Here is a 22,187-nt window from a genome sequence, read left to right as displayed (position 1 = left end):
ATTACGATGCAAGGCCGTGAACAGGAGCAAGCTCAGCAGCCGCGCCGGGGCGCCGGCAAGCTGGCGCAGTTACTGGAGCACCTGGCAAACGGAGTCTGGTGGTTTATCTTCGCCTTGCTGGTGGTGTTTGCCCTGTACGTTGGATTGGGGAGGCAACTGACCAATAATATCGACCGTTTCACCGGCGAGCTTTCTGAGCAACTCTCCGATCGCACCGGGCTGGATGTCCGGATTGGTCGTCTTTCCTCCCGCTGGCACTGGCTTGACCCGGCGGTAACCGCTACTGATCTGACCGTTCACCACCCCGAAACTGGCCAAGCCATTGCCGAGCTTGAGCACTTGCGTCTGCGTCTGGATTTTCTGTCATCGGTACTGCGATTCCGTTTGGTGTTCGAGGACTTTGAAGCCGATGGCTTAACCCTGAGCCTGGCCCGGCAGTCCGGCCTGGACCTGCTCGAGCCGCCGGATGAGCTGACCGACCTGACCCGCCCCGGTGGCCAGGACCTGCAAACCTGGCTCAGGCTGGCCGGGCGCTGGCTGTCTGATCCGCGGCTGACCATGACCCGGATCAGCCTTGGCATTGATGATGGTTCAGGCAATACCCGGCATTTCGATATTCCCCAACTGGACTTGGTGTACCGCCGTGGTTTGTTTCAGGCCTCGGGCAGGGCCATGCAGCCAGGAACCACGACCCAGCTCGCCAGTTTTGCCCTTGTGGGGCAGCACTTTTTCCGGGGCGAATTTACCGGCCAGTTGTATGTGGATGTCGATTCCGGGCGTCTGTTTGATGGTCTGGTGGACGATCTGAGTTGGCGCGGTCTTCGTGTAGAGGGGGCAGATCTGGGCGGGCGTGCCTGGCTGACCTTTGACAGCGGTGAGCTGGAGCAGGTTCAGGGGATGGTGCAAACGCCCTATTTGCAGCTCGGGGTCAATATGGAGTCGCTGGCTCCCCTGGAGAGTATCCAGGCTCGTTTTGGCTGGCGCCGGGATGGTCCCTTACAGCTCCAGCAACTGCAGTGGCAGTGGCTGGACCACGATGTCCAACCCTTTGGATTGCGCCTTGAGCCCGATTCCGGAGGTAATATCCTGATTGCCGATGGCGTGCCGCTGGCGCCGATCCGGCGGCTTGTGCAGAACCTTCCGTTGCTTCCGGCCGTGGCCAATCATGCGCTGGAGCAATACCGGCCATCCGGCTACCTTGACGACGTGATCCTGACGCTGCCGGAAGATCTGGCCGGCTTCCAGCTATCCGGTCGATTGCGGCAGGTGTCGGTTGAGGCCGCGCAAGGGGCGCCGGCCGCCCGTGGGCTTGATGGTCATATCCTGATGACGGCGCATTCAGGCCATGTAACCCTCGATACCACCGGGCCCGCCTACCTGGGCTTCCCAAAACTCTATGATGCTGGCTGGCCGCTGGATTCGATGGCTGGCACCGTATCCTGGGAGCTGGCCGGCCCGATAACCCGTGTATTTGCCGACGATCTCCGATTTACCTACGCCGACCGTACAACACTCACCGGAGCGTTTGATTTAAGGCTGGATCGGTTTGGCGAAGATAACCTGGGCTTGCGCGTTGGCGTTGAGAACGGCGATGCGTCCATGCTCGCAGATTTTGTCCCGGCCAAGGTGGTGGACCCCGGGCTCTATCAGTGGTTAACAACTGCCATTATGGAAGCCGATATCACCGCCGGTGAGTATTACGGTCACGGCCGGATCGATTCCGGGGCACCCCGGGGATCGTTTGTCTCATCCATGTGGTACGAGTTCGATCGTGGTGTTGTCCGTTACGACGAACGTTGGCCGGAAGTGCAGAGCGCCCGCGGCCGGGTTGAGGTTCAGAATGCAGACACTCTGGTCACTCTGGAACAGGCCCTGACAGGCGGGCTGGAACTGCGCTCGGGCGTCGTAAGGGTTGTGCCGGGAGATGGCGAGGGGCCGACTCGCGTACGGGTTGATGCACAAGCCGATGTGCCAGGTGAGAGCGTGCCGTTCTGGATGACCGAGACACCGCTTGGCGACATGGCCGGAATGGCCGCCATGGAGCTGGATTATCAGGGGCTCTACCGGTTAGCCCTGAATATTGATCTGCCACTGGGGGCTGGTGAGCAGACAGCGGTGAACGCACGGGTGGCAACCTCCGGAGCAAGCATCTCCTACCCGGCAGCGGGATTGGTCTGGGCAGGAATCGAGGGCGAGGTCCGCTACGATACCCGTCGGGGATTTTCCGGTGAGCCACTTCTGGCAGAGTTCTTCGGGCAACCGGTGACTGTTGAGTTTGAGCAATCAGAACAGGGCCCGGCAGGTAAGGGCGCAGCGTTGTCTATTCGCCAGACCGGCCGGGTTCCTTTGCCGTCGTTTTTGCATCAGTTCGGGTTGCCGGAGGGCTCCGCACTCGGGATGTCGGGTAGCCTGGATTATTCGGCACAGCTGAGCGTGGCGGATGAGCGCGCTTCCCGGATAACGGTAACCTCCGATTTTCAAGGCCTGTCACTGGACTGGCCGCAGCCTTTGGGTAAGGGAGCGTCGGATCTGGCCCGGTTGCAGGCGCTGATAGACCCTACGGACACTGAGGGTGTCCGTGTGACGGGGGACTGGCAGGACCGGTTGGCCTTTGATCTGCTGTGGAAACCGTCAGGCTTTGAACTGGGACTGCGTGAACTGAACCTGGCGGGGCACAGTCTCAGGAATATACAGATCGATGCGCTGGATCTGGGAGATCGTTGGGTGTTCAACACGGAATCTGATCGGGTTCAGGGCAGGGTGATGGTGCCCACGCAGGGAACGATTGAAGCCGATCTGCAACGACTCAGTCTGATGCGCTCAGATACCGGGGGTGAAGACCAGGAGGACCGGCAGATATTGACCCTGGAGGAGCAACTGGAAGCGTTTCGAGCTCTGGACGTGGGGAGCTGGCCCGATATTGATGTGACCATCGCGGACCTCAGGCTGGGCGATGAGTCTGCCGGCCGCTGGCAGTTCGCCATGCGGCCGCAGCCGTTCCGCCTGAACATCGAGGAAATTGAAGGGCAACTGGAGACGCTGGCGCTCACTGGCAGAATGAGTTGGAGTGTGGTTGATGATCGCGAAACCAGCCGATTTGTCGGAACCCTTTCAGGCGGCCGCCTCCGGGAGCTGGAGGCACTGACCGGTGCGCCGATTCCAATGAATAATGAGCAGACCCAGGTTGACCTGGATCTGGACTGGCCCGGCCGACCGGATGAATTTGCCCTGAAGCAGCTCAGTGGCCAGGTCAGTGTCCGTCTGGATGACGGCGTCATTTTGGAGCAAAGTGGCTCAGCCCAGTTGTTCAGAATTTTCAACCTGCTCAACACCGACACGCTCTGGCGCCGGCTGCGCCTGGACTTCTCGGATCTTTATGAGCGGGGCATTGCGTTTGATGCCATTTCCGGCAAGGCTGTCATCGTAAACGGGCTGGTAACCCTCGACCCAGAGCTGCAACTGGTGGGGCCTTCCGGGGCTTTCAAGATGAGTGGATCCACCAATATGGCCGATGAGAGCCTGGATATGCGGTTGGTGCTGGTGCTTCCGGTTACCCAGAACCTGCCCCTGGCTGCCATACTGATGGGAGCGAGCGCCCCCATTGGCGGCGCACTCTTTGTACTGGACAAAATTCTGGGTGACCCGTTAAGCAAGTTGACCAGCGCCACTTACAGTGTCACCGGTAGCTGGAGCGAGCCCAAAGTGGAACTACGTCGGGTTTTCGATACGGGTGAGTAGAGGAGTCGGAGCATGACCCAAGTTGCAGCGATTCAGATGGTCAGCAGTCACAACCTGGCCGGTAACCTGGCCGAGGCCGAGGCGCTGTTGCGTGATGCTGCCGCCCAAGGCGCGAAAGTGGCAGTATTACCTGAGAATTTTGCGGTTCTGGCCACCGCTCAGATGCGTGAGTGCGGTCGGCAGGAAAGTGGCGGTGAATCGGTGATCCGCCGCTTTCTTTCAGAGCAGGCCAAGAGGCTGGGGCTATGGATCGTAGGTGGTTCCATGCCTCTGGCAACACGACCCGATGGCTCTGATGTTCCCGACAGGGTGCGTGCAAGCTGCATTGTTTACAACGATCAGGGCGAGGAAGTTGCCCGTTACGACAAAATTCACCTGTTTGACGCCATGGTTGAGGATTCCCATGGCCAATACCGGGAGTCGGATACCTTCGAGCCAGGTGACCAGGTGGTTGCCGTGGATACTCCCGCCGGCCGGCTGGGGATAGCAGTGTGCTACGACTTGCGGTTTCCTGAACTGTTCAGGGCGCTGCGAGAACAGGGTGCCGAGTGGGTGTGCCTGCCCAGCGCCTTTACCTGGCAAACTGGAGACGCCCATTGGCACCCACTGATTCGAGCCAGGGCCATCGAGAACCAGGTTTGGGTGGTTGCCCCCGGCCAGGGGGGGCAAAACAGTGAGCGACGCAAGACTTATGGCCACAGTTTGATCTGTGACCCCTGGGGCGGGGTGGTGACGGAACTGGATGAGGGCCCAGGCCTGGTTGTGGCAGACCTGGATATGGAAAAACTGAACCAGGTTCGGGCCAGAATGCCGGTCTGGGAGCACCGCCGCCTTTAACGTAGAACTCCGCTCAGCGGGTTGCTTTACTGCTCTGCGTCATCAATCCACTCCCGGAGGGCCCGGAACAGTTTACGGGCCTGACCGGTATTCTTCTGTTTCTCCACTTCCTTGCGGGCATTGCGAACCAGGTTGCGCAGGTGCTGCACGTCTGCCGCCGGGCAATAATCGATGAACTCCCCCACCACCTTGTCGCCTTCGGAGATCATCCTGTCGCGCCAGCGCTCGGCCAGGTGATGCCGGCGGGTGTGCTCCTCACTGCCGGCATTGAATGCGCCAATGGCACGAGCCAGTGCTTCCGGGTCATCCTCCTGCCGGATGATCTTGCCAATGTATTGCAGGTGTCGGCGGCGTGCTTCGCGCTGATTAATACGCCGTGATTCCACGATGGCAGCCTTCAGGGTGTCGCTGATGTCCAGTGACGCCAATTGCTCGTCATTGAGATCCAGCATCTGTTTACCCAGGTCCTGGAGCGCGTGCATTTCCCGCTTGATCTGGGATTTGCTCGGGCCGAAATCTTCTTCGAGCTCCTCGTGGTGCGGGTGGTTGTCGGATTGACTCATGGTTGGCTCCTCAAGCGTAAAAATAGGTGGCGAGCCCCAGGAAGGAAAGGAAGCCCACGACGTCGGTGGTGGTGAGCAGGATCACGCCCCCGGCCAGTGCCGGGTCTATATTCAGTCGTTTCAGTGTTAACGGCAGCAGGGTGCCGACGATTGAGGCGATGGTCAGGTTGATGACCAGCGCCATAGCAATCACCAGGCCAATGGTTGGGTCTCTGAACCACACCATGGCCGCTGCAGACACCACCAGTGCAAACAGAAACCCGTTCAGCGTTGTTGCCAGAAACTCCCGGTTCAGCAGCCATTTCACGTTGTCATTGCTGACCTGGCCCACGGCCATGCCACGAATCATCAGCGTCAGCGTTTGGCTGCCGGCGATGCCGCCCATGCTGGCGACGATTGGCATGAGTACGGCCAGTGCGACCACCTGTTGAATGGTTTCCTCGAACATACCGATCACAGAGGCTGAGGTAAACGCGGTCACTACGTTGATTCCGAGCCAGACGGCTCGCCGGCGCGTGGTTTTGATCACTGGTGCGAACGTGTCTTCGTCTTCGTCCAGACCGGCCATGCTCATCAGCGAGTGATCAGCGTCTTCCCGGATAACGTCGACCACGTCATCGATGGTGATCCGGCCCAGAAGCTTATTGTCGTCACCAACAACCGGCGCAGAAATCAGGTCGTAGCGCTCGAACAGGGTGGCGACCTTGGTGTCGGACAGGGTGACCGGAATCGGCTCGATATCGGTGTCCATCACCTCACGAACCGTGGATGCGGGGTTGGATACCAGCATTCGGGTGATGGGCAGCATGCCAATGAATTCGTCCCGCCGGCTGACCACAATCAGGCTGTCGGTCATGGGGGGAAGGTTGCGGTGGCGGCGCAGGTACCGCAGTACCACGTCAATACTGATATCTGGGCGCACCGTAATGGTGTCCGTATTCATTAGGCCGCCGGCAGTGTCCTCGGGGTAGGAGAGTACTTCCTCTACCCGCTGCCGGTCTTGCTCGTCCATGGTGTCCAGGACCTCCTGGATCACCGTGTCTGGCAACTGCTGGAGCAGGTCGGCCAGGTCGTCGGATTCAAAATCCTCAATGATATCTGCAAGTTCCTGGGCGTTCAGCTGGCTCAGGAAGTAGGCCCGGATGTCGTCACCGAGATATTGGAGTACTTCCCCTTCCAGTTGCTTATCGACCAGATTCCACAGCAGGGCGCGTTGGCGGGGAGGGGAAGATTCCAGCAGGTGTGCGATATCGCTGGGGCTCAGGCCGCCATTGAGGATTCGGGCAACCTGCTTGAGCGCACCACTGTCCAGGGCCTCACTGAGGGAGCGAAGGCGCTGGCGGGCCTGACTTTTTTCCAGAATATCGGTCATGAAACCACCTGCGATCAGAAAACCGTCGCATTATAGCGGAGTTAGCGCCGTCAGGTGAGAAAGGATTGTAGGTGAATGACGAACCAGGGTGTGCTTAACCCCCCTCGCCGAAATAATCACCGATCAGTTCTACGAGTGCCTCGATGGCTTCCTGCTCATCAGGGCCGTCGGCGACCAGTTCAATATCCGTGCCCTGGCTGGCAGCCAGCATCATCACCTGCATGATGTTCTTGGCATCCACGTCCCGGCCCTTGCCGCGTATCCGCACCTGGCTGTCAAAGCCGGAGGCGGTGGCCACCAGCTTGGCGGTGGCGCGGGCATGCAAGCCCAGTTTATTGATGATGGTGACGGGGCGGCAGATCATGTTGGATCAGATCTCCCCTCGGGCCTGGAGGTGGGGGAGTTCAGTATGACGAACCTGCACGTTGTTGTATCGGGTGCGGAAGTGCTGGCCCAATTGCTCGCAGACATAGACGGAACGATGCTGGCCACCGGTACAGCCAATAGAAATGGTCATGTAGCTGCGGTTGCTGTCGGCGAACGAGGGTAGCCAGGTATCCAGGAAGCGGATCAGGTCGTCCACCATTTGCCTGGTGAGAGGTTCCCGCTCGAGAAACTCGATAACCGGCTGATCGGTACCGACGTATTTGCGCAGGCTGGTGTCCCAGTATGGGTTGGGCAGGCAGCGCACATCGAAGACGTAATCGGAATCGACCGGTACGCCATGCTTGAAACCGAATGACTGGAACAGTAGTGCAAGCTCCTGATCCTTACGACCGACCACTCGCTGTTTGACCATGTCGCGCAGTTCATACATCGACATGCCGGTGGTGTTGATGTAAAGGTCTGCCAGTTTTGACAGCGGTTCCAACAGTGCCTTTTCGTTGGTGATGGCTTCTCGGAGGGAAGTACGGTCATCGCTCAGCGGGTGCTTTCGGCGTGTGGCGTGGAACCGTTGCAGAAGGGACTGCTCATCGGCATCCAGAAAGATAATCTCGACAACGACTCCCGCATCGCGAAGCTGGCGATAGATCTGTTCGAAGTTGGCCAGTTCGGCAGACAGGTTGCGGGCGTCGATGCTGACGGCCATTTTCCGGAGCCGCCCCGGCGCTTCCTGTTGCGCCGCTTCCCGGGTCAGCGGGAACAGCAGTCCGATGGGAAGGTTATCGATGCAATAAAAACCCAGATCTTCGAGCACATGCAACGCGGTACTCTTACCGGACCCGGATCGGCCACTGACGATGATCAGTTTCATGATGGACGCTCCTGCCTGCTTCTGTTGGTGCTACTGCTTATCAGGATGCCGCGGTCATGCGCTGGTAAAGGGATGCTGCATCCTGGCACTGGCGAAGCTGTTCACAGAACCCGTTGTCGTTGAATTTCTCGGCCAACTGGCTTAGCAGCTCCAGATGTTCACTGGTGGCTTCTTTGGGCACGATCAAGGCAAACACCAGGTCGACCGGCTGATTGTCGATAGCATCGAAGTCGATGCTCTCTTCCAGCGTCATCAGCACGCCGATCACACGGTCCAGCCCTTCCAGGCGGCAATGGGGTATGGCAATACCCTGGCCGATACCGGTGCTGCCAAGCCGCTCGCGAGAAACCAGATTGCTGAAAATCTCGGTGTCGCTGAGGATTTCATCCTGATGATGAATATGCTCTGCGATGGTTTCCAGAACCCGCTTTTTACTGGAGGCTGGCACTCGGCACAGCGTCAGTTCGGGAGCCAGAATGTTGTCGATGGTCAGGGATGTATCGCTCATGGATCGACTGTGATTCCGTAAAAAAAAGGCTGCGGCCGGTATGCCCCGCCGCAGCTCGTATCATTGAAACACCCGGTACGGTGGCGCGATGAGCGCGCTCAGCCGTTGCCGTGCATCCGGTCTACGTTCTTTTCTTTGTGCTTGAGGATCTGGCGGTCCAGCTTGTCCACCAGCGAATCAATCGCGGCGTACATATCCTCACTCTCAGCCTTTGCGTGGATCTCGCCACCGATGACATGCAGGGTGGCTTCAGCCATCTGACGTACCTTCTCAACTTCCAGCGTCACCTGACAGTTACTGATGTGGTCAAAGTGACGCTCCAGCTTCTCGAACTTGGTGTTGACGTAATCCTTCAGTGCAGGGGTCAGTTCTACGTGATGGCCTGAAATGTTGAGTTGCATAGGCGTCTCCTGTTGTCATCATGCCGATGTTGCCACCGGGCTACGTGTCCGGTGCCTCATGCACCGGAAAAATGTTAAACCAGTCTCTTGCGCTCGTTTGAAGGAGGGATGTGCATGGCCTCCCGGTATTTGGCAACGGTGCGCCGGGCCACATTGATGCCCTGATCTCCAAGCATGGCTGCAATCTTGCTATCGCTCAACGGCTTTTTTGGAGTTTCTTCTGAAATCAGTTTCTTGATCATCGCACGAATAGCGGTGGAGGAACATTCTCCGCCCTCAGCGGTACTGACGTGGCTGGAGAAAAAGTACTTCAGCTCGAAAATGCCGCGGGGTGTGTGCATATACTTTTGAGTGGTGACCCGTGAAATGGTGGATTCGTGCATTTCCACGGCCTGTGCGATGTCCGAGAGGATCAGCGGTTTCATCGCTTCCTCCCCCTGGTCCAGGAAACCCTGTTGGTGCTCAACAATCCGGGTGGCGACTTTCAGCAGCGTTTCATTGCGGCTTTGCAGGCTTTTAATGAACCACTTGGCCTCCTGCAGTTGATCCCGCAGGTAGGTGTTATCAGCACTGCTATCGGCGCGACGGATCAGTGATGCGTAGCTGGCGTTGACCCGAATTCTCGGGGCGATCTCCGGATTGAGCTCAACACGCCACCGGCCCTCGTGTTTTCGGACGATGACGTCCGGTATCACGTAATCCGGCTCCGCTCGGTCTACCACATCACCCGGGCGAGGGTTGAGGCTGGTAATCAGGGCCAGAACCTCGCGCAACTGATCTTCTTTGAGTCTGCTGCGGCGCAGCAGTTGCGCGTAATCCCGGTTGCCCAGCAAATGCAGGAACTGGGTAACCACCAGGCGGGCCTGTCGAAGCCAGGGGGTATCTGGCGGCAACTGGTTGAGCTGAATCAGCAGGCATTCCTGCAGGTCCCGGGCGAACACGCCCGGCGGGTCGAAGTGTTGTAGCCGGTGCAGGACCGCCTCTACCTCGTCCAGTTCAAGGGGGTCTTCTTCAGTTTCGTCCTGCAGGCCGGAATGGATTTCCTCAATCGGTGAGGTCAGGTAACCGCGCTCATCCACAGCGTCCATCAGGGCGTGGGCGATTGCCTGGTCACGCTCGCTCATGGGGGTCAGGTTGAGCTGCCATTCCAGGTGGTCCTGGAGGGTCTCGGCCGGTGAATTGCGGGTTTCGAAATCCGACTCGTTCTCGTCATCCCCTTTGCTGGCTGGCGCCGGTGCAGACTGGTAGATATCGTCCCAGGCGGTGTCTACGGGCAGGTCGTCGGGGATGTTATCCGGGATGTCGTTTTCGGAAGCCCAGTCCGGGCCATTTTCGTTTTCATCCCAGTCAGAGGCAGCCTCAGTGGCTGGTTCATCGTGGTCGGAATCCCGGTCTTTATGTTCGTCCCGGGTATCGTCATCCGTATCGGGGGTGTCAGACTGATCGTCATCCTCGGAGGTTTCCAGCATGGGGTTGGATTCCAGTGCCTGCTGGATTTCCTGCTGGAGGTCGAGGGTGGAAAGCTGAAGCAGGCGAATGGCCTGTTGCAGCTGGGGCGTCATGGTCAGACTCTGGCCCATCTTAAGCTGTAATGAGGCTTTCATAACCATGGCTCAAGATCCATAAATCAAGGGTGTCCCGGTAGTGACGTTGCCTGCTGTCAGGCAAAAAAATTGTTATACGCTGGTTACTTGCCGCTCACTGGTATCAGTATAAGCAAGTTCTTTGCCGAGTTTACTTGCTACAGATCATCAAAACAATCAGACCTCGGTCGTCGAGGGGTTTTCTTCCGCTCACAGGTGGAACTCATCACCCAGGTAGACTTCCTTGACCTGTTGGTTGGCCAGGATGGCTTCCGCATTGCCGGAGGCGATGATATGGCCGCCGGAGACAATGTAGGCGTTTTCACAAATATCGAGGGTTTCCCGCACGTTGTGATCGGTGATCAGCACGCCAATGCCCTTGTCCCGCAAATGCCGAATGATGTGCTTGATGTCACTGACTGAAATCGGGTCTACCCCGGCGAAGGGCTCATCCAGCAGAATAAACGCAGGTTCCATGGCCAGCGCTCTGGCGATTTCGACGCGCCGCCGTTCACCACCGGACAGCGCCATACCCAGGCTGTCCCGGATATGGGTGATGTGAAATTCCTCGAGCAGTTCCTCAAGTTTGGCTTCCCGCTCCGGCCGTTTCATGCCTTTTCGGGTTTCCAGAATGGCCATGATGTTGTCGCGCACGGTTAGTTTGCGGAATACCGAGGCTTCCTGGGGCAGGTAGCCGATGCCTTTGCGTGCCCGGCCATGCATGGGCAGGGGCGTGATGTCCTGGCTGTCAATGGTGATTCGGCCGCGGTCGGAGGGTACAAGCCCGACAATCATGTAAAAACAGGTAGTTTTCCCTGCACCGTTGGGGCCGAGCAGGCCTACGATTTCTCCGGACCGGATTTCCAGAGACACATCCAGAACCACTTTTTTCTGTTTGTAGCTTTTTGCCAGGTTGCTGGCCCTGAGAACTGCCATCAGTAACCTATTCGTCTGTGGGGTTGCTGGAGCCGCGAGGCTGAATCACCATTTCCACCCGGCCAGAGCTTTCTTCCGAAGGCGTGCCGCCTTCTGCCGTGACCACCCTGCGCACGGTGTCGTATTGGATGACGTCGCCCCGGAACACATTGTTGCCTTGTTCAATCACTGCCTGGCGCTCGAACGTCAGCCGGTTTTCCGCCGCTGACCAGGTGATGGTCCGTGCCCGGGCGTCTGTCATGGCTTCACCTTCCCGTGCCGGCTGGCGATATCGGGCGGGTTCGCCGCTCGCCTCAATCCGGCTGAGACCTTCGGGGCTTCGGTACAGCACCACCCGCTCTGCGTTCAGCTGGGTGGCCCCCTGGACCAGTTCAACGTCACCGGTGTAGATGGCGGTCCCTTCGGTATCGTCCAGGCGGGCGGAATCAGCGCTGACCTTGATGGGGGTGTCGGAATCCAGATCAAACGCGGTTGCCGGGCTGGCCAGCATCAGTGCGGCCAGCATGACCGGCAGTCGGTGTGTGCGCTTACCTGATGGTTTCATATTGCCCTTCCACCCGGGAGTTGAGTTCCAGTATGCGTTCGTTTACCCAGGCTTTCATGCCATTGGCCTGGGTAACGCCGAACGGTTCGGTAATGGTGACCGGTTGATCGGTGTATACCGTGCCCTGGCGGTTATCCAGGGTCAGTGATTCGGTTTTCAGAGTGGCTTCAGAGTCGCCGGTTTGCCGGAGTACGACAACGTTGCCCGTCAAGGTCACCTGATCATCGTCTTGCCGGAGGCTACCTTCATCCGCTTCGATTATCCATGGTGGGGTGGCCTGTTCGCTGAAAATCCTGGCTCTTGGGGCATTCATGGTGGCGTAGTTGGTGTCTTCAAACTGCTCAATTCGGGGGCTGGATATCGACATCTTCAGGTTGCCGTGTTCGTCCCAGGTTGTGTAGCGGCCCTCGATGATAAAACTGTCGGGTTCCGACGGGCCCCTGAGTTCTGCGGCATCGCCCCGCACACTGTCACCTTCCTCGTTCTGCCACATCAGGAAGACGGTGGCGAGAACCGTGGCTGCCAGCGCCAGGGTTCGAACCCAGGGTTTGCGAACGATGTCCGACAGGGCCCCCGGGATCATGACGGCTTGCCCAGATAGGGGGCCAGAGTAGCGTCCAGCCGGTTCTGCGCCCAGAGTATCAGGTCACATGCTTCACGCACGGCGCCGTGCCCCCCCGGGGCCTGGGTGCAATAGTCGGCTTGCTGACGCACCAGCCAGTAGCCGTTGGGTACACTGATGCCCAGGCCGGCGAATGTCAGGGCGGGCAGATCTGGCAGATCATCGCCCATATAGGCAATCTGGTCCGGAGCGATATCCATGCCTGCAACCAGTTCCTGTAACGCAACTTTTTTGTCTTCCCGGCCCTGCATCAGGTGCGGGATGCCGAGGTCGGTCATCCGTTTTTCTGTCAGTGGTGACCGGCGCCCGGTAATGACTGCCACGGTAATTCCGGCCTTCATCAACTGTTTCAGGCCCAGACCATCCAGTATATTGAACGCTTTGAGCTCGTCGCCGGCAGCGCTGAAATACAACCGGCCATCGCTCATGATGCCGTCCACGTCCAGGGCGATCAGGCGAATTCTGGCGGCTTTTGCCTTGAGCGTGTCGTTCCAGCCGGTGTGCATAGGCGGTGCGAAGTCACTCATTAAATCACCCCCGCACGCAGCAGGTCATGCATGTTGATGGCGCCAACCAGGTTGCCGTCGTCGTCGGTGACGGGCAGGGCATTGATCTTCATCTCTTCCATGATGTTCAGTGCCTCGGCCGCCAGGTGGTCAGCCTGAATGGTTTTGCTGTGGCGGGTCATGACGTCCCGGATCGGGGTGGTGTGAACGTCGACGGATTTGTCCAGGGTCCGGCGCAGGTCGCCATCGGTAAATATGCCGGTCAGATGCCCCTGGGCGTCGACGATGGTGGTCATGCCCAGCCCTTTACGGCTGATCTCCAGCAGGGCGCCGCTGAGGGTGGTATTTTCAAGAACTTTGGGAATCTGGTCGCCGGTATGCATGATGTCAGAAACCCGCAGCAGCAAGCGCCGCCCCAGACTGCCGCCCGGGTGAGAGAAGGCAAAGTCTTCGGCACTGAAGCCGCGGGCTTCCAGCAGGGCTACGGCCAACGCATCGCCCATGACCAGGGTCGCTGTGGTGCTGGATGTGGGTGCCAGGCCAAGCGGGCAGGCCTCCAGGGCAACGCTGACATCCAGATTGGTGACCGCTTCCTGAGCCAGCACAGAGTTCGGGTTGCCGGTCATGCTGATCAACGGTGCCCCCATGCGTTTGATCAGTGGCAGAATGGTCACCACTTCGCTGGTGCTGCCACTGTTGGAGATGGCAATCACCACATCTTGCGGGGTGATCATGCCCATATCGCCGTGGCTGGCTTCACCCGGGTGAACAAAAAAGGAGGGTGTGCCGGTGCTAGCCAATGTTGCTGCAATCTTGTTGCCGATATGGCCGGATTTACCCATGCCGGTGACCACTACCCGGCCTTTGCAGGCCATGATAACGTCGCAGGCTCTGGTGAAGTCGCCGTTGATACGGCCTTCCAGGGCTTCGATAGCTTCCCGCTCGATGCGGATGGCTCGCACTGCTGAGGAGCGGTAGTCGGGGGTGTCTGGAGCGTGTGAATCTGTCATCTCGGCGGATAGTCTGCTCGGTCGGTCTGGTTTGCCCGGCCAAACGTCGGTGATCGGGCGACTGAGCCGTGAGTATATCATTGTTGAGACGCGTGGCAGCCAACGTTCAGGGAAACTGATCATTGCCATCAAGACATTTTACGTAGCTTTAACCGGCTTTTCATTGAGCTGAAGCGGCGCATGTCATAATGTAGGCGCTCTTTAATCAGGATGGATTATGGCGTCATCTGCATACATAAGCCTTAACGACGTGGTGTTTTCCCGCTCCGGCCGGCGCATATTCGATGGTGTCTCGCTGGATATTCCGAAGGGGCGGATCACCGCGATCATGGGCCCCAGTGGCACCGGTAAGACCACGCTGTTGCGACTGATTGGCGGCCAGCTGCGTCCCGACTCCGGTCAGGTGGTGGTGGCAGGCCATGAGGTGCCAAAGCTCAAGCGCAAGGAATTGTACGTGCTGCGGGAAAAGATGGGCATGTTGTTCCAGAGCGGCGCCCTGTTCACCGACCTCAGTGTGTATGAGAACGTTGCCTTTCCTTTGCGGGTTCATACTCGTCTGCCAGAAGATATGATACGGGATATCGTGCTGATGAAGCTCGAGGCGGTGGGCCTGCGTGGCGCCCGCAAATTGATGCCCTCTGAGCTGTCCGGCGGGATGACTCGTCGGGTGGCGCTGGCCCGCAGTATCGCGCTGGATCCGGAGCTGATCATGTACGATGAGCCTTTCGCCGGACAGGACCCTATTGCCATGGGGGTTCTGGTCAAATTGATTCGCGATCTGAACAGCTCCATGGGTCTGACCAGTGTGCTCGTTTCCCATGACGTGCCGGAATCCCTGAGTATATGTCACTACGCGTGCATTATTGCGGATGGCAAGGTCATTGGTGAGGGAACTCCGGATGAACTCAGGGCGCACCCCTCCGAGCGGGTTCAACAGTTCCTCAAAGGCCAGCCCGATGGCCCGGTACCGTTCCATTATCCGACCAGCGATGCAGCATCTGATTTCGGTATCTTCGGGGGTGGCGCATGATGGATCGCATAGCGGCCTTGGGGCGAACGGGTCTTGATGTTATTGCGTCGCTGGGGCGGGCCTGTCAGTTTCTGGCGGGCGTTGTCGGGGGCGTACCCAAGCCCTCTGTAGGTTTTCCGCTTCTGGTAAAGCAGTTATATGCAGTCGGTGTGCTGTCGCTGGCCATTGTGGTGGTGTCGGGTTTGTTTATCGGCATGGTGCTTGGTCTTCAGGGGTACACCATTCTCAGCGATTTTGGTTCGGAGGCGGCCATCGGCCAGATGATCGCATTGACCCTGGTGCGTGAACTGGCGCCAGTGGTGGCGGCATTGTTGTTTGCTGGCCGTGCTGGTTCTGCGTTAACCGCCGAAATCGGTTTGATGAAAGCGACCGAGCAGCTCTCCAGTATGGAAATGATGGGGGTCGACCCGTTGCGCCGGGTGATCGCCCCAAGGTTGTGGGCGGGTTTCATTTCACTGCCTATTCTGGCCATGATATTCGCGGTGGTTGGCGTCTGGGGCGGCATGTTGGTGGGTGTTGAATGGTTAGGCGTATACGAAGGCTCATATTGGGGCAATATGCAGGCCTCAGTGGACTTTGTGGATGACGTTCTCAACGGGCTGATCAAGAGTGTGGTGTTCGGTTTTGTCTGTGCCTGGATTGCGGTGTACCAGGGTTATGACTGTGTGCCCACCTCAGCAGGGATCAGTTCGGCCACTACCAAAACTGTGGTGTATTCATCTTTGGCGGTACTGGGTCTGGATTTCGTGCTGACCGCTGTCATGTTTGGAAATTTCTAACAGGTATTCCGGGAGCCTCTCATGGCACAACGAACAACAGAAATCATCGTCGGTCTGTTTATTATCGCCGGGCTGGCAGCCTTGCTGTTCCTGGCGTTGCAGGTCAGTGGCCTGTCCCCCAAGGCCGCTGGCGCTACCTACAAGCTCCACGCAAACTTTAACGATATCGGTGGGCTGGCGCCCCGGGGCCGGATATCCATGGCGGGTGTGACGGTAGGCACCATTGAGTCGATCACTCTGGACCGGGAAACCTTTCAGGCCAGGGTGACCATGTCTATCCACAAAGACGTGGATAACATCCCGGCGGACAGTGCAGCAGTAATACGTACATCCGGAATTCTGGGGGAGCAGTACATTGATATCTCCATTGGTGGGGATCTTGAGTCTTTAAAAGAAGGCGATACTTTCTATTCCACCCAATCTGCCATGAATCTGGAACGGATGATCAGCAATTTCGCCTCGGGCCGTTGAGGCAATGGGAATAAACGCACAGGAGACTGCAATGCTTGTTTTGAAACAACGCCTTATACTGATATTTGCCCTGTTTGCAGTAGGGCTTGGCCAGGCCTGGGCAGGGCCGGAAGAAGAGCTTAGGCAGTATGTGGATGACAATACCCAGAAGTTGGTAAAAAAGCTTCAGACGGAGAAGGGGCTCTACGCATCTGACCCGGAAGCCTTTTACGCGAGCATGGATGAAACCCTTGACCAGTTTGTGGATTTCCGTCGCATTGCGGCTCGGGTAATGGGCCGCTACGCCCGGCAGTCGACGCCAGAGCAGCGCGATGACTTTGTCGAGAAGTTCAAGCGCAGCCTGTTTGACAGTTATGCCCAGGCGTTGGTGTCGGCCGATGATTTCACTATCCAGGTGAAAGAGGCGTCCATCATGGCCCAGAACAACGATCGCGCAACCGTGCAGATGGAAGTCGTCACCTCCTCCGGTAATCGCTATCCCGTCACTTATTCCATGTACCGCAATGCCGAAGGTCGGTGGATGATGGAAAACGTCATCGTTGAGGGGATCAATATCGGCCTGGCTTTCCGCGACCGCTTTGCCCAGGAAATGGAGGCTAATCGGGGCCAGATTCAACTGGTCATCGATGGTTGGAGCGACGCGGTGGAATCGCTGAACCTGGACGAGGAAATTGACCAGTCATGACCAGTGACGCGCCTGCGGTCATTTTGGATGGCGTTACTTTGCGGGTAACCGGATCGGTTGATGCCGATTCGGTGATTCCGTTGCGCAAACAGGGTGAACAGCTAATCAACGGCGCCCAGAGCTCGCTTACGGTCGACCTTGCCGGGCTGGGCACCGCCCACAGCGTGGTGCTCTCTATGCTCCTTTGCTGGCATCGGCTGGCGCTCAGTCGGCAAGTATCCCTTACCTTTGAAGGCGCCAGCGACCGCCTATTGTCGCTGGCTGCGCTCAGCAATCTTAAAGATCAGATTCCCGGATTTGCCTCACACAGCTGACCGGCGCCCGGGAATTGGTTACAATTCCGCCCCTGATTTCAATACAGCCGAGGAATCCCTATGGACGCCGCCCAGGTTACCGATCTAGTAAAACAAGCACTGCCCGATTGCGAGGTGCAGGTGCAGGTTGATGGCAACCATTACCTCGTGGTCGCGGTGGGTGAGGTATTCGAAGGCCTGCCAACCATCAAACGGCAGCAAATGATTAACAAGGTACTGTTCCAGCACATCATGGACGGCACCATTCACGCCCTTCACCCGAAGGCCTACACCCCGAGCGAGTGGGCCGAGCGGCAGGCCAACGCCTGAACCGAACAGGACAGATATTGTGGATAAACTTCTGATCAGGGGGCGCAAGCCTCTGGATGGCGAGATTCGCATCTCCGGTGCCAAGAACGCGGCGCTGCCGATTCTGGCAGCCACCCTGCTGGCGGATGAGCCGGTGACCGTTGGCAACCTGCCGCACCTGAACGACATCACAACGATGATCGAACTGCTTGGCCGGATGGGTGTCGAGCTGCTGATAGACGAGAAGATGAGTGTTGAGGTTCACGCCAACACCATCAAGCATTTTCATGCGCCCTATGAGCTGGTGAAAACCATGCGCGCCTCTATTCTGGTGCTGGGCCCGTTGGTGGCGCATTTTGGTGAGGCAGAAGTTTCCCTGCCTGGCGGTTGTGCCATCGGTACCCGCCCGGTCAACCTGCACATCCACGGCCTGGAACTGATGGGCGCGGATATCAAGGTTGAGAATGGTTACATCAAGGCCAAGACCAACGGCCGTCTGAAAGGTGCCCATATCTTTATGGATACGGTGACGGTAACCGGCACCGAAAACCTGCTGATGGCTGCAACCCTGGCTGAGGGTAAAACCATCCTTGAAAACGCCGCCCGTGAACCGGAAGTGGTTGACCTGGCCGAGTGCCTGATTGCCATGGGCGCTGACATCAAGGGCCATGGCACCGCCACGATCGAGATCAATGGCGTAGAGCGACTGCACGGTTGCCACTACAACGTGCTGCCGGATCGCATTGAAACCGGTACCTATCTGGTGGCTGCGGCCGCCACGGGTGGCCGGGTGAAGGTTAAAGATACCCGCGAAGACCTGCTTGAGGCGGTATTACTGAAGCTGGAAGAAGCTGGCGCCCACATCACCACCGGGCCGGACTGGATTGAGCTGGATATGAAGGGTAAGCGCCCGAAGGCGGTTAACCTGCGAACGGCGCCATACCCCGCATTTCCGACGGATATGCAGGCCCAGTTTGCAGCGATGAACGCCGTCGCCGAGGGCACGGGAACCATTGTAGAGACGGTCTTTGAAAACCGCTTTATGCACCTGCAGGAGCTGATTCGCATGGGTGCGGATATCAGTCTGGAAGGTAACGCCGCCATCATTAAAGGTGTGGGGCATCTGACGGGCGCGCCGGTTATGGCCACGGATCTGCGAGCCTCGGCCAGCCTGGTTATCGCTGGCCTGGTGGCCGATGGCGACACCATCGTAGACCGCATTTACCACATAGACCGCGGCTATGAATGTATTGAAGAAAAACTGCAGCTGCTGGGCGCAAGTATTCGCCGTTTGCCGGCATAATGAACCAACGGGACCCGGAAAGACCCATGACAGATTCCATCACCATCGCCTTGTCGAAGGGACGAATTCTCGAAGAAACCCTGCCGTTGCTGGCGGAGGCCGGTATTGAACTGGTTGACGACGTGAAGAAGTCCCGCAAGCTGGTGTTCCCGACCACGGACCCGAACGTGCGGATTCTGATTATCCGTGCCACCGATGTGCCCACCTACGTGCAGTATGGCGGCGCCGATCTTGGGGTAACGGGTAAGGATGTGCTGATGGAGCACGGTGGGGAAGGGCTGTATGAGCCGCTGGATCTGAATATTTCCCGCTGCAGGCTGATGACTGCGGGCAAGAAGGGTGAGCAGCCGCCGGCCGGGCGAATCCGGGTGGCCACCAAGTTCGTAAATCTTGCGCGGCGTTATTATGCGGCACAGGGGCGGCAGGCGGATATTATCAAGCTCTATGGGGCAATGGAGCTGGCGCCGATTCTGGATCTGGCGGATGAGATTGTCGATATTGTGGATACGGGCAATACGCTGAAGGCCAATGGGCTGGAGCCTCGGGAGCTGATTGATCATATCAGTTCGCGGTTGGTGGTTAATCGGGCTTCTATGAAGATGAAGCATGGGCAGATTAATCCCATCATAGAGAAGATGGCGGTTGCGGTGGATCGCCGTCGGGGCTCGGGTTCGGAGTAAGGCTTCCTTTTTTGCTTGGGAGTATGTCAGCCCACAGGGAAGGCCTTCCAAAACACGCTCCTTCGGCACGTCCATGTGACGCTTGGGCTCCGCCATCCATGGCTCCGCACAGTTTTGGAAGGCCTTCCCTGTGGTCTTCCGCATACTTTTTAGTTCGGAAGCCCCAAACATCGTTGAAAATACCCCGAACTGTTGGCGGGTAATCCGGCAGAAATCAGTATTCAATCCAACGCAGGATTAATGAGATGAACGACAGAATCACCAGACTGACTGCAACCCAAAGCGACTTTGACGATGCGCTCGCCAAGCTGTTGGCGTGGGATGACAGTGTTGACCATCAGGTGAATGAGTCGGTTCGGCATATTCTGCGTGAGGTGAAAACCCGTGGCGATGCGGCGGTTCTGGAGTTTACCGAGCAGTTTGACCGGTTGAAGGTCGGCTCCATGGCCGAGCTGGAGATGGACAAGAGCCGTCTTCAGGAAGCGTTGGAGCGGATTCCGCAGGACCAGCGGGTGGCCTTGGAGAAGGCGGCTGAGCGGGTTCGGGATTATCATGAGCGGCAGGATCAGAAGTCCTGGCAGTATGAAGACGAGGACGGGACGATTCTGGGGCAGAAGGTGACGCCGCTGGACCGGGCGGGGCTTTATGTGCCCGGCGGTAAGGCGGCGTATCCGTCTTCGGTGCTGATGAATGCCATTCCGGCGAAGGTGGCGGGTGTCGGTGAGTTGATCATGGTGGTGCCGACGCCGGATGGCGTGGTGAACGACATGGTGCTTGCGGCGGCCGCGATTGCCGGGGTTGATCGGGTGTTTACGCTTGGCGGTGCGCAAGCTGTGGCTGCGCTGGCCTACGGTACAGAGACTGTGCCGGCAGTGGACAAGATTGTGGGCCCGGGGAATATTTTTGTGGCTACAGCCAAGCGGGAAGTGTTCGGGATTGTGGGCATTGATATGATTGCCGGCCCGTCGGAGATTCTGGTGATCTGCGACGGCAAGACAGATCCGGACTGGATCGCGATGGATTTGTTCTCCCAGGCCGAGCACGACGAGCAGGCCCAGAGTATTCTGATCAGCCCGGATGCGGCGTTCCTGGATGCGGTGGAAGCCAGTATCAACAAGCTGCTGCCGACCATGGAGCGGGAGGAGATTATCCGTACGTCCATGATTGGCCGTGGTGCGCTGATTCACGTGGCCGATTTGAAGGAAGCGGCGGAAGTCTCCAATCGGATTGCTCCGGAACACCTGGAACTGTCGGTGGAAGATCCGCAGGCGATGTTGGAAGACATTCGCCACGCCGGTGCCATTTTCATGGGCCGTTACACCGCCGAAGCCCTTGGTGACTACTGTGCCGGCCCGAACCACGTACTGCCTACCAGCGGTACGGCAAGGTTCAGCTCGCCGCTGGGCGTTTACGATTTTCAGAAACGCTCCTCCCTGATCGGCTTCAGCCCCAAGGGTGCCGACCGGATGGGGCGGGTCGCCTCTGTGCTGGCAAGGGGTGAGGGTCTGACTGCTCACGCCCGCTCTGCCGAATATCGCATTAAAGAGAACCCTGTCAATGAGTAAGTTCTGGAGCGCGCTGGTCAGCGAATTGCAGCCGTATGTGCCGGGTGAACAGCCGAAAATGGCCAACCTGGTCAAGCTGAACACCAACGAAAATCCCTTCGGGCCATCCCCGAAGGTGATTGCCGCCATTCAGTCTGAGCTGAATGACAACCTTCGCCTGTACCCGGACCCGGAAGGGCAGGCGCTGAAAGAGGCGATTGCTGCCTATCACGCGGATTACGGTATTTCCGCCAAGCAGGTGTTCGTGGGTAACGGTTCAGACGAGGTTCTGGCCCACATCTTCCAGGGCTTGCTCAAACACGACAAACCGATTCTGTTTCCGGACATTACTTACAGCTTCTACCCGGTTTACTGCGGCCTGTACCAGATCGAAAGTGACGTCATCCCGCTGACCGAAAGCTTCGAAATCACCCCGGACGATTACAAGCGCCCGAACGGCGGCATTATCTTCCCGAATCCGAATGCGCCTACAGGTCGGTACCTCGGGCTGGAGCATGTGGAAGAAATCCTGAAGGCGAATCCGGACAGCGTGGTGGTGGTAGACGAAGCCTATGTAGACTTCGGTGGGCAGACGGCTATTTCACTGGTTAACCAGTATCCGAATCTGTTAGTCAGCCAAACACTGTCCAAGGCCCGCTCTCTGGCTGGTCTTCGGGTAGGGTTTGCGGTAGGTAATGAAGAACTGATCGAAGCCTTGAACCGGGTAAAAGACAGCTTTAACTCCTACCCGCTCGACCGTCTCGCGCTCGCCGGCGCAGTCGCGGCGTTCGAGGACCGTGAGTGGTTTGAGAAATGCTGTGGTGGCGTGATTGAAGAACGTGAGCGGGTAACGGCTGAGCTGGAGAATCTTGGCTTTGAAGTGCTGCCATCAAAGGCAAATTTCGTCTTCGCCCGCCATCCTGATTACCCAGGTACCGATATTGCCGCCAAACTGAGAGAGCAGGGCATTATCGTTCGTCACTTCAACAAGCCGCGGATTAGCGACTTTCTTCGAATCACCATTGGTACCAGTGACCAAAACAGTTCTTTGATCAAAGGTCTGGCTTTTCTTTAAGCCGGCGCAACACTCGAACGAGGAATCGGCGCGCATAAAGTTCGGCTGCAAGGTGCAGGATGGCCTTTCCAAAAATTTCGAAGGCCAAGGATGGCCTGAGAGAAGCGCACATGGATGTGCTCGTAGCGGTTTTTGGAAAGGCC

The 22,187-nt window shown here is 58.0% G+C and carries 24 protein-coding genes; 12 read left to right on the top strand and 12 right to left on the bottom strand.

The window, feature by feature from the left end:
- Window positions 1-6 precede the first annotated feature (6 nt).
- Both QUE75_RS13640 and QUE75_RS13635 read left to right on the top strand, forming a co-directional pair.
- A complete protein-coding gene (locus tag QUE75_RS13640; protein WP_286250974.1) occupies window positions 7-3,738 on the top strand; it encodes a YhdP family phospholipid transporter in 3,732 nt (1,243 codons plus the stop codon).
- Window positions 3,739-3,750: 12 nt separating this feature from the next.
- A complete protein-coding gene (locus tag QUE75_RS13635; RefSeq protein ID WP_286250971.1) occupies window positions 3,751-4,575 on the top strand; it encodes a carbon-nitrogen hydrolase family protein in 825 nt (274 codons plus the stop codon).
- Window positions 4,576-4,601: 26 nt separating this feature from the next.
- Here the strand turns inward: QUE75_RS13635 and yjgA are convergent, their stop codons facing one another.
- The 12 genes from yjgA to QUE75_RS13575 form a co-directional block, all read right to left on the bottom strand.
- Window positions 4,602-5,138: a ribosome biogenesis factor YjgA gene (gene yjgA, locus QUE75_RS13630; protein WP_072676724.1), complete on the bottom strand. Its 537-nt coding sequence runs from the start codon at window positions 5,136-5,138 to the stop codon at window positions 4,602-4,604.
- A gap of 10 nt (window positions 5,139-5,148) precedes the next feature.
- Window positions 5,149-6,510 carry a magnesium transporter gene (gene mgtE / locus QUE75_RS13625; RefSeq protein ID WP_106695015.1) on the bottom strand — a complete coding sequence of 454 codons (1,362 nt, stop codon included), beginning with the start codon at window positions 6,508-6,510 and terminating at the stop codon, window positions 5,149-5,151.
- 94 nt (window positions 6,511-6,604) lie between these two features.
- On the bottom strand, window positions 6,605-6,874 hold the full coding sequence (locus tag QUE75_RS13620; RefSeq protein ID WP_072676726.1) for an HPr family phosphocarrier protein: 270 nt from the start codon (window positions 6,872-6,874) through the stop codon (window positions 6,605-6,607).
- Between the two features lie 6 nt (window positions 6,875-6,880).
- Window positions 6,881-7,765, bottom strand: a complete 885-nt coding sequence (rapZ, locus tag QUE75_RS13615) for an RNase adapter RapZ (protein ID WP_106695016.1) — start codon at window positions 7,763-7,765, stop codon at window positions 6,881-6,883.
- A gap of 40 nt (window positions 7,766-7,805) precedes the next feature.
- Window positions 7,806-8,273 carry a PTS IIA-like nitrogen regulatory protein PtsN gene (ptsN, locus tag QUE75_RS13610; RefSeq protein WP_072676728.1) on the bottom strand — a complete coding sequence of 156 codons (468 nt, stop codon included), beginning with the start codon at window positions 8,271-8,273 and terminating at the stop codon, window positions 7,806-7,808.
- A gap of 98 nt (window positions 8,274-8,371) precedes the next feature.
- Window positions 8,372-8,674, bottom strand: coding sequence for a ribosome hibernation promoting factor (gene hpf / locus QUE75_RS13605; RefSeq protein ID WP_058092021.1), 303 nt, complete (start codon window positions 8,672-8,674; stop codon window positions 8,372-8,374).
- A 74-nt stretch (window positions 8,675-8,748) separates the two neighbouring features.
- On the bottom strand, window positions 8,749-10,284 hold the full coding sequence (locus QUE75_RS13600) for an RNA polymerase factor sigma-54 (protein WP_244178267.1): 1,536 nt from the start codon (window positions 10,282-10,284) through the stop codon (window positions 8,749-8,751).
- 183 nt (window positions 10,285-10,467) lie between these two features.
- Window positions 10,468-11,193, bottom strand: coding sequence for an LPS export ABC transporter ATP-binding protein (lptB, locus tag QUE75_RS13595; protein ID WP_058092020.1), 726 nt, complete (start codon window positions 11,191-11,193; stop codon window positions 10,468-10,470).
- Between the two features lie 7 nt (window positions 11,194-11,200).
- Window positions 11,201-11,737, bottom strand: coding sequence for a lipopolysaccharide transport periplasmic protein LptA (gene lptA, locus QUE75_RS13590; protein WP_286250961.1), 537 nt, complete (start codon window positions 11,735-11,737; stop codon window positions 11,201-11,203).
- A complete protein-coding gene (gene lptC / locus QUE75_RS13585) occupies window positions 11,721-12,320 on the bottom strand; it encodes an LPS export ABC transporter periplasmic protein LptC (RefSeq protein ID WP_286250959.1) in 600 nt (199 codons plus the stop codon). The genes lptA and lptC overlap by 17 nt, the downstream gene beginning before the upstream one ends.
- Entirely contained in the window at window positions 12,317-12,886 is a 570-nt protein-coding gene (locus QUE75_RS13580) for a KdsC family phosphatase (protein WP_286250956.1), read from the bottom strand. Before QUE75_RS13580 ends, lptC begins: the two co-directional genes overlap by 4 nt.
- Window positions 12,886-13,875, bottom strand: coding sequence for a KpsF/GutQ family sugar-phosphate isomerase (locus QUE75_RS13575; RefSeq protein WP_286250954.1), 990 nt, complete (start codon window positions 13,873-13,875; stop codon window positions 12,886-12,888). Before QUE75_RS13575 ends, QUE75_RS13580 begins: the two co-directional genes overlap by 1 nt.
- Before the next feature lie 217 nt (window positions 13,876-14,092).
- Between QUE75_RS13575 and QUE75_RS13570 the strand changes: the two genes are divergently transcribed.
- From QUE75_RS13570 to hisC, 10 genes are all read left to right on the top strand, one after another.
- Window positions 14,093-14,905, top strand: a complete 813-nt coding sequence (locus tag QUE75_RS13570; protein ID WP_286250951.1) for an ABC transporter ATP-binding protein — start codon at window positions 14,093-14,095, stop codon at window positions 14,903-14,905.
- The gene (gene mlaE, locus QUE75_RS13565) at window positions 14,902-15,684 is read left to right on the top strand and encodes a lipid asymmetry maintenance ABC transporter permease subunit MlaE (protein WP_058092015.1); all 783 of its coding nucleotides are present in this window, start codon (window positions 14,902-14,904) and stop codon (window positions 15,682-15,684) included. The genes QUE75_RS13570 and mlaE overlap by 4 nt, the downstream gene beginning before the upstream one ends.
- Window positions 15,685-15,705: 21 nt before the next feature.
- Window positions 15,706-16,155 (top strand): outer membrane lipid asymmetry maintenance protein MlaD, encoded by a 450-nt coding sequence (gene mlaD / locus QUE75_RS13560; RefSeq protein WP_061331525.1) that lies wholly within the window; start codon window positions 15,706-15,708, stop codon window positions 16,153-16,155.
- 31 nt (window positions 16,156-16,186) lie between these two features.
- Window positions 16,187-16,840 (top strand): MlaC/ttg2D family ABC transporter substrate-binding protein, encoded by a 654-nt coding sequence (locus tag QUE75_RS13555; RefSeq protein ID WP_286250946.1) that lies wholly within the window; start codon window positions 16,187-16,189, stop codon window positions 16,838-16,840.
- Entirely contained in the window at window positions 16,837-17,154 is a 318-nt protein-coding gene (locus QUE75_RS13550; protein WP_286250945.1) for an STAS domain-containing protein, read from the top strand. Before QUE75_RS13555 ends, QUE75_RS13550 begins: the two co-directional genes overlap by 4 nt.
- A 60-nt stretch (window positions 17,155-17,214) precedes the next feature.
- Window positions 17,215-17,463 carry a BolA family protein gene (locus QUE75_RS13545; RefSeq protein WP_061331522.1) on the top strand — a complete coding sequence of 83 codons (249 nt, stop codon included), beginning with the start codon at window positions 17,215-17,217 and terminating at the stop codon, window positions 17,461-17,463.
- Window positions 17,464-17,482: 19 nt separating this feature from the next.
- Window positions 17,483-18,745 carry a UDP-N-acetylglucosamine 1-carboxyvinyltransferase gene (gene murA / locus QUE75_RS13540; protein WP_106695024.1) on the top strand — a complete coding sequence of 421 codons (1,263 nt, stop codon included), beginning with the start codon at window positions 17,483-17,485 and terminating at the stop codon, window positions 18,743-18,745.
- Between the two features lie 26 nt (window positions 18,746-18,771).
- Complete coding sequence (gene hisG, locus QUE75_RS13535) at window positions 18,772-19,425, top strand: ATP phosphoribosyltransferase (RefSeq protein ID WP_286250940.1); 654 nt, start codon at window positions 18,772-18,774, stop codon at window positions 19,423-19,425.
- Window positions 19,426-19,670: 245 nt separating this feature from the next.
- Window positions 19,671-20,990: a histidinol dehydrogenase gene (gene hisD, locus QUE75_RS13530; protein WP_286250938.1), complete on the top strand. Its 1,320-nt coding sequence runs from the start codon at window positions 19,671-19,673 to the stop codon at window positions 20,988-20,990.
- Complete coding sequence (gene hisC, locus QUE75_RS13525) at window positions 20,983-22,044, top strand: histidinol-phosphate transaminase (RefSeq protein ID WP_286250936.1); 1,062 nt, start codon at window positions 20,983-20,985, stop codon at window positions 22,042-22,044. The genes hisD and hisC overlap by 8 nt, the downstream gene beginning before the upstream one ends.
- Window positions 22,045-22,187: the final 143 nt, after the last annotated feature.

Source organism: Marinobacter shengliensis, from assembly GCF_030297115.1.
In the GTDB taxonomy this organism is placed as follows: Bacteria; Pseudomonadota; Gammaproteobacteria; order Pseudomonadales; family Oleiphilaceae; genus Marinobacter; species Marinobacter shengliensis.
Note: the sequence above shows the minus strand (reverse complement) of the source record. Positions and strands in the feature narration are given on the sequence as shown.

Coding starts and splice junctions, on each gene's coding strand:
- ptsN (WP_072676728.1), bottom strand. CDS start 8,273: ATGAGCGATACATCCCTGACCATCGACAACATTCTGGCTCCCGAACTG.
- yjgA (WP_072676724.1), bottom strand. CDS start 5,138: ATGAGTCAATCCGACAACCACCCGCACCACGAGGAGCTCGAAGAAGAT.
- QUE75_RS13570 (WP_286250951.1), top strand. CDS start 14,093: ATGGCGTCATCTGCATACATAAGCCTTAACGACGTGGTGTTTTCCCGC.
- QUE75_RS13575 (WP_286250954.1), bottom strand. CDS start 13,875: ATGACAGATTCACACGCTCCAGACACCCCCGACTACCGCTCCTCAGCA.
- hisG (WP_286250940.1), top strand. CDS start 18,772: ATGACAGATTCCATCACCATCGCCTTGTCGAAGGGACGAATTCTCGAA.
- lptA (WP_286250961.1), bottom strand. CDS start 11,737: ATGAAACCATCAGGTAAGCGCACACACCGACTGCCGGTCATGCTGGCC.
- rapZ (WP_106695016.1), bottom strand. CDS start 7,765: ATGAAACTGATCATCGTCAGTGGCCGATCCGGGTCCGGTAAGAGTACC.
- QUE75_RS13600 (WP_244178267.1), bottom strand. CDS start 10,284: ATGGTTATGAAAGCCTCATTACAGCTTAAGATGGGCCAGAGTCTGACC.
- QUE75_RS13635 (WP_286250971.1), top strand. CDS start 3,751: ATGACCCAAGTTGCAGCGATTCAGATGGTCAGCAGTCACAACCTGGCC.
- mlaE (WP_058092015.1), top strand. CDS start 14,902: ATGATGGATCGCATAGCGGCCTTGGGGCGAACGGGTCTTGATGTTATT.
- QUE75_RS13620 (WP_072676726.1), bottom strand. CDS start 6,874: ATGATCTGCCGCCCCGTCACCATCATCAATAAACTGGGCTTGCATGCC.
- lptC (WP_286250959.1), bottom strand. CDS start 12,320: ATGATCCCGGGGGCCCTGTCGGACATCGTTCGCAAACCCTGGGTTCGA.
- mlaD (WP_061331525.1), top strand. CDS start 15,706: ATGGCACAACGAACAACAGAAATCATCGTCGGTCTGTTTATTATCGCC.
- hisD (WP_286250938.1), top strand. CDS start 19,671: ATGAACGACAGAATCACCAGACTGACTGCAACCCAAAGCGACTTTGAC.
- QUE75_RS13550 (WP_286250945.1), top strand. CDS start 16,837: ATGACCAGTGACGCGCCTGCGGTCATTTTGGATGGCGTTACTTTGCGG.
- QUE75_RS13545 (WP_061331522.1), top strand. CDS start 17,215: ATGGACGCCGCCCAGGTTACCGATCTAGTAAAACAAGCACTGCCCGAT.
- QUE75_RS13555 (WP_286250946.1), top strand. CDS start 16,187: ATGCTTGTTTTGAAACAACGCCTTATACTGATATTTGCCCTGTTTGCA.
- QUE75_RS13580 (WP_286250956.1), bottom strand. CDS start 12,886: ATGAGTGACTTCGCACCGCCTATGCACACCGGCTGGAACGACACGCTC.
- lptB (WP_058092020.1), bottom strand. CDS start 11,193: ATGGCAGTTCTCAGGGCCAGCAACCTGGCAAAAAGCTACAAACAGAAA.
- hpf (WP_058092021.1), bottom strand. CDS start 8,674: ATGCAACTCAACATTTCAGGCCATCACGTAGAACTGACCCCTGCACTG.
- hisC (WP_286250936.1), top strand. CDS start 20,983: ATGAGTAAGTTCTGGAGCGCGCTGGTCAGCGAATTGCAGCCGTATGTG.
- mgtE (WP_106695015.1), bottom strand. CDS start 6,510: ATGACCGATATTCTGGAAAAAAGTCAGGCCCGCCAGCGCCTTCGCTCC.
- QUE75_RS13640 (WP_286250974.1), top strand. CDS start 7: ATGCAAGGCCGTGAACAGGAGCAAGCTCAGCAGCCGCGCCGGGGCGCC.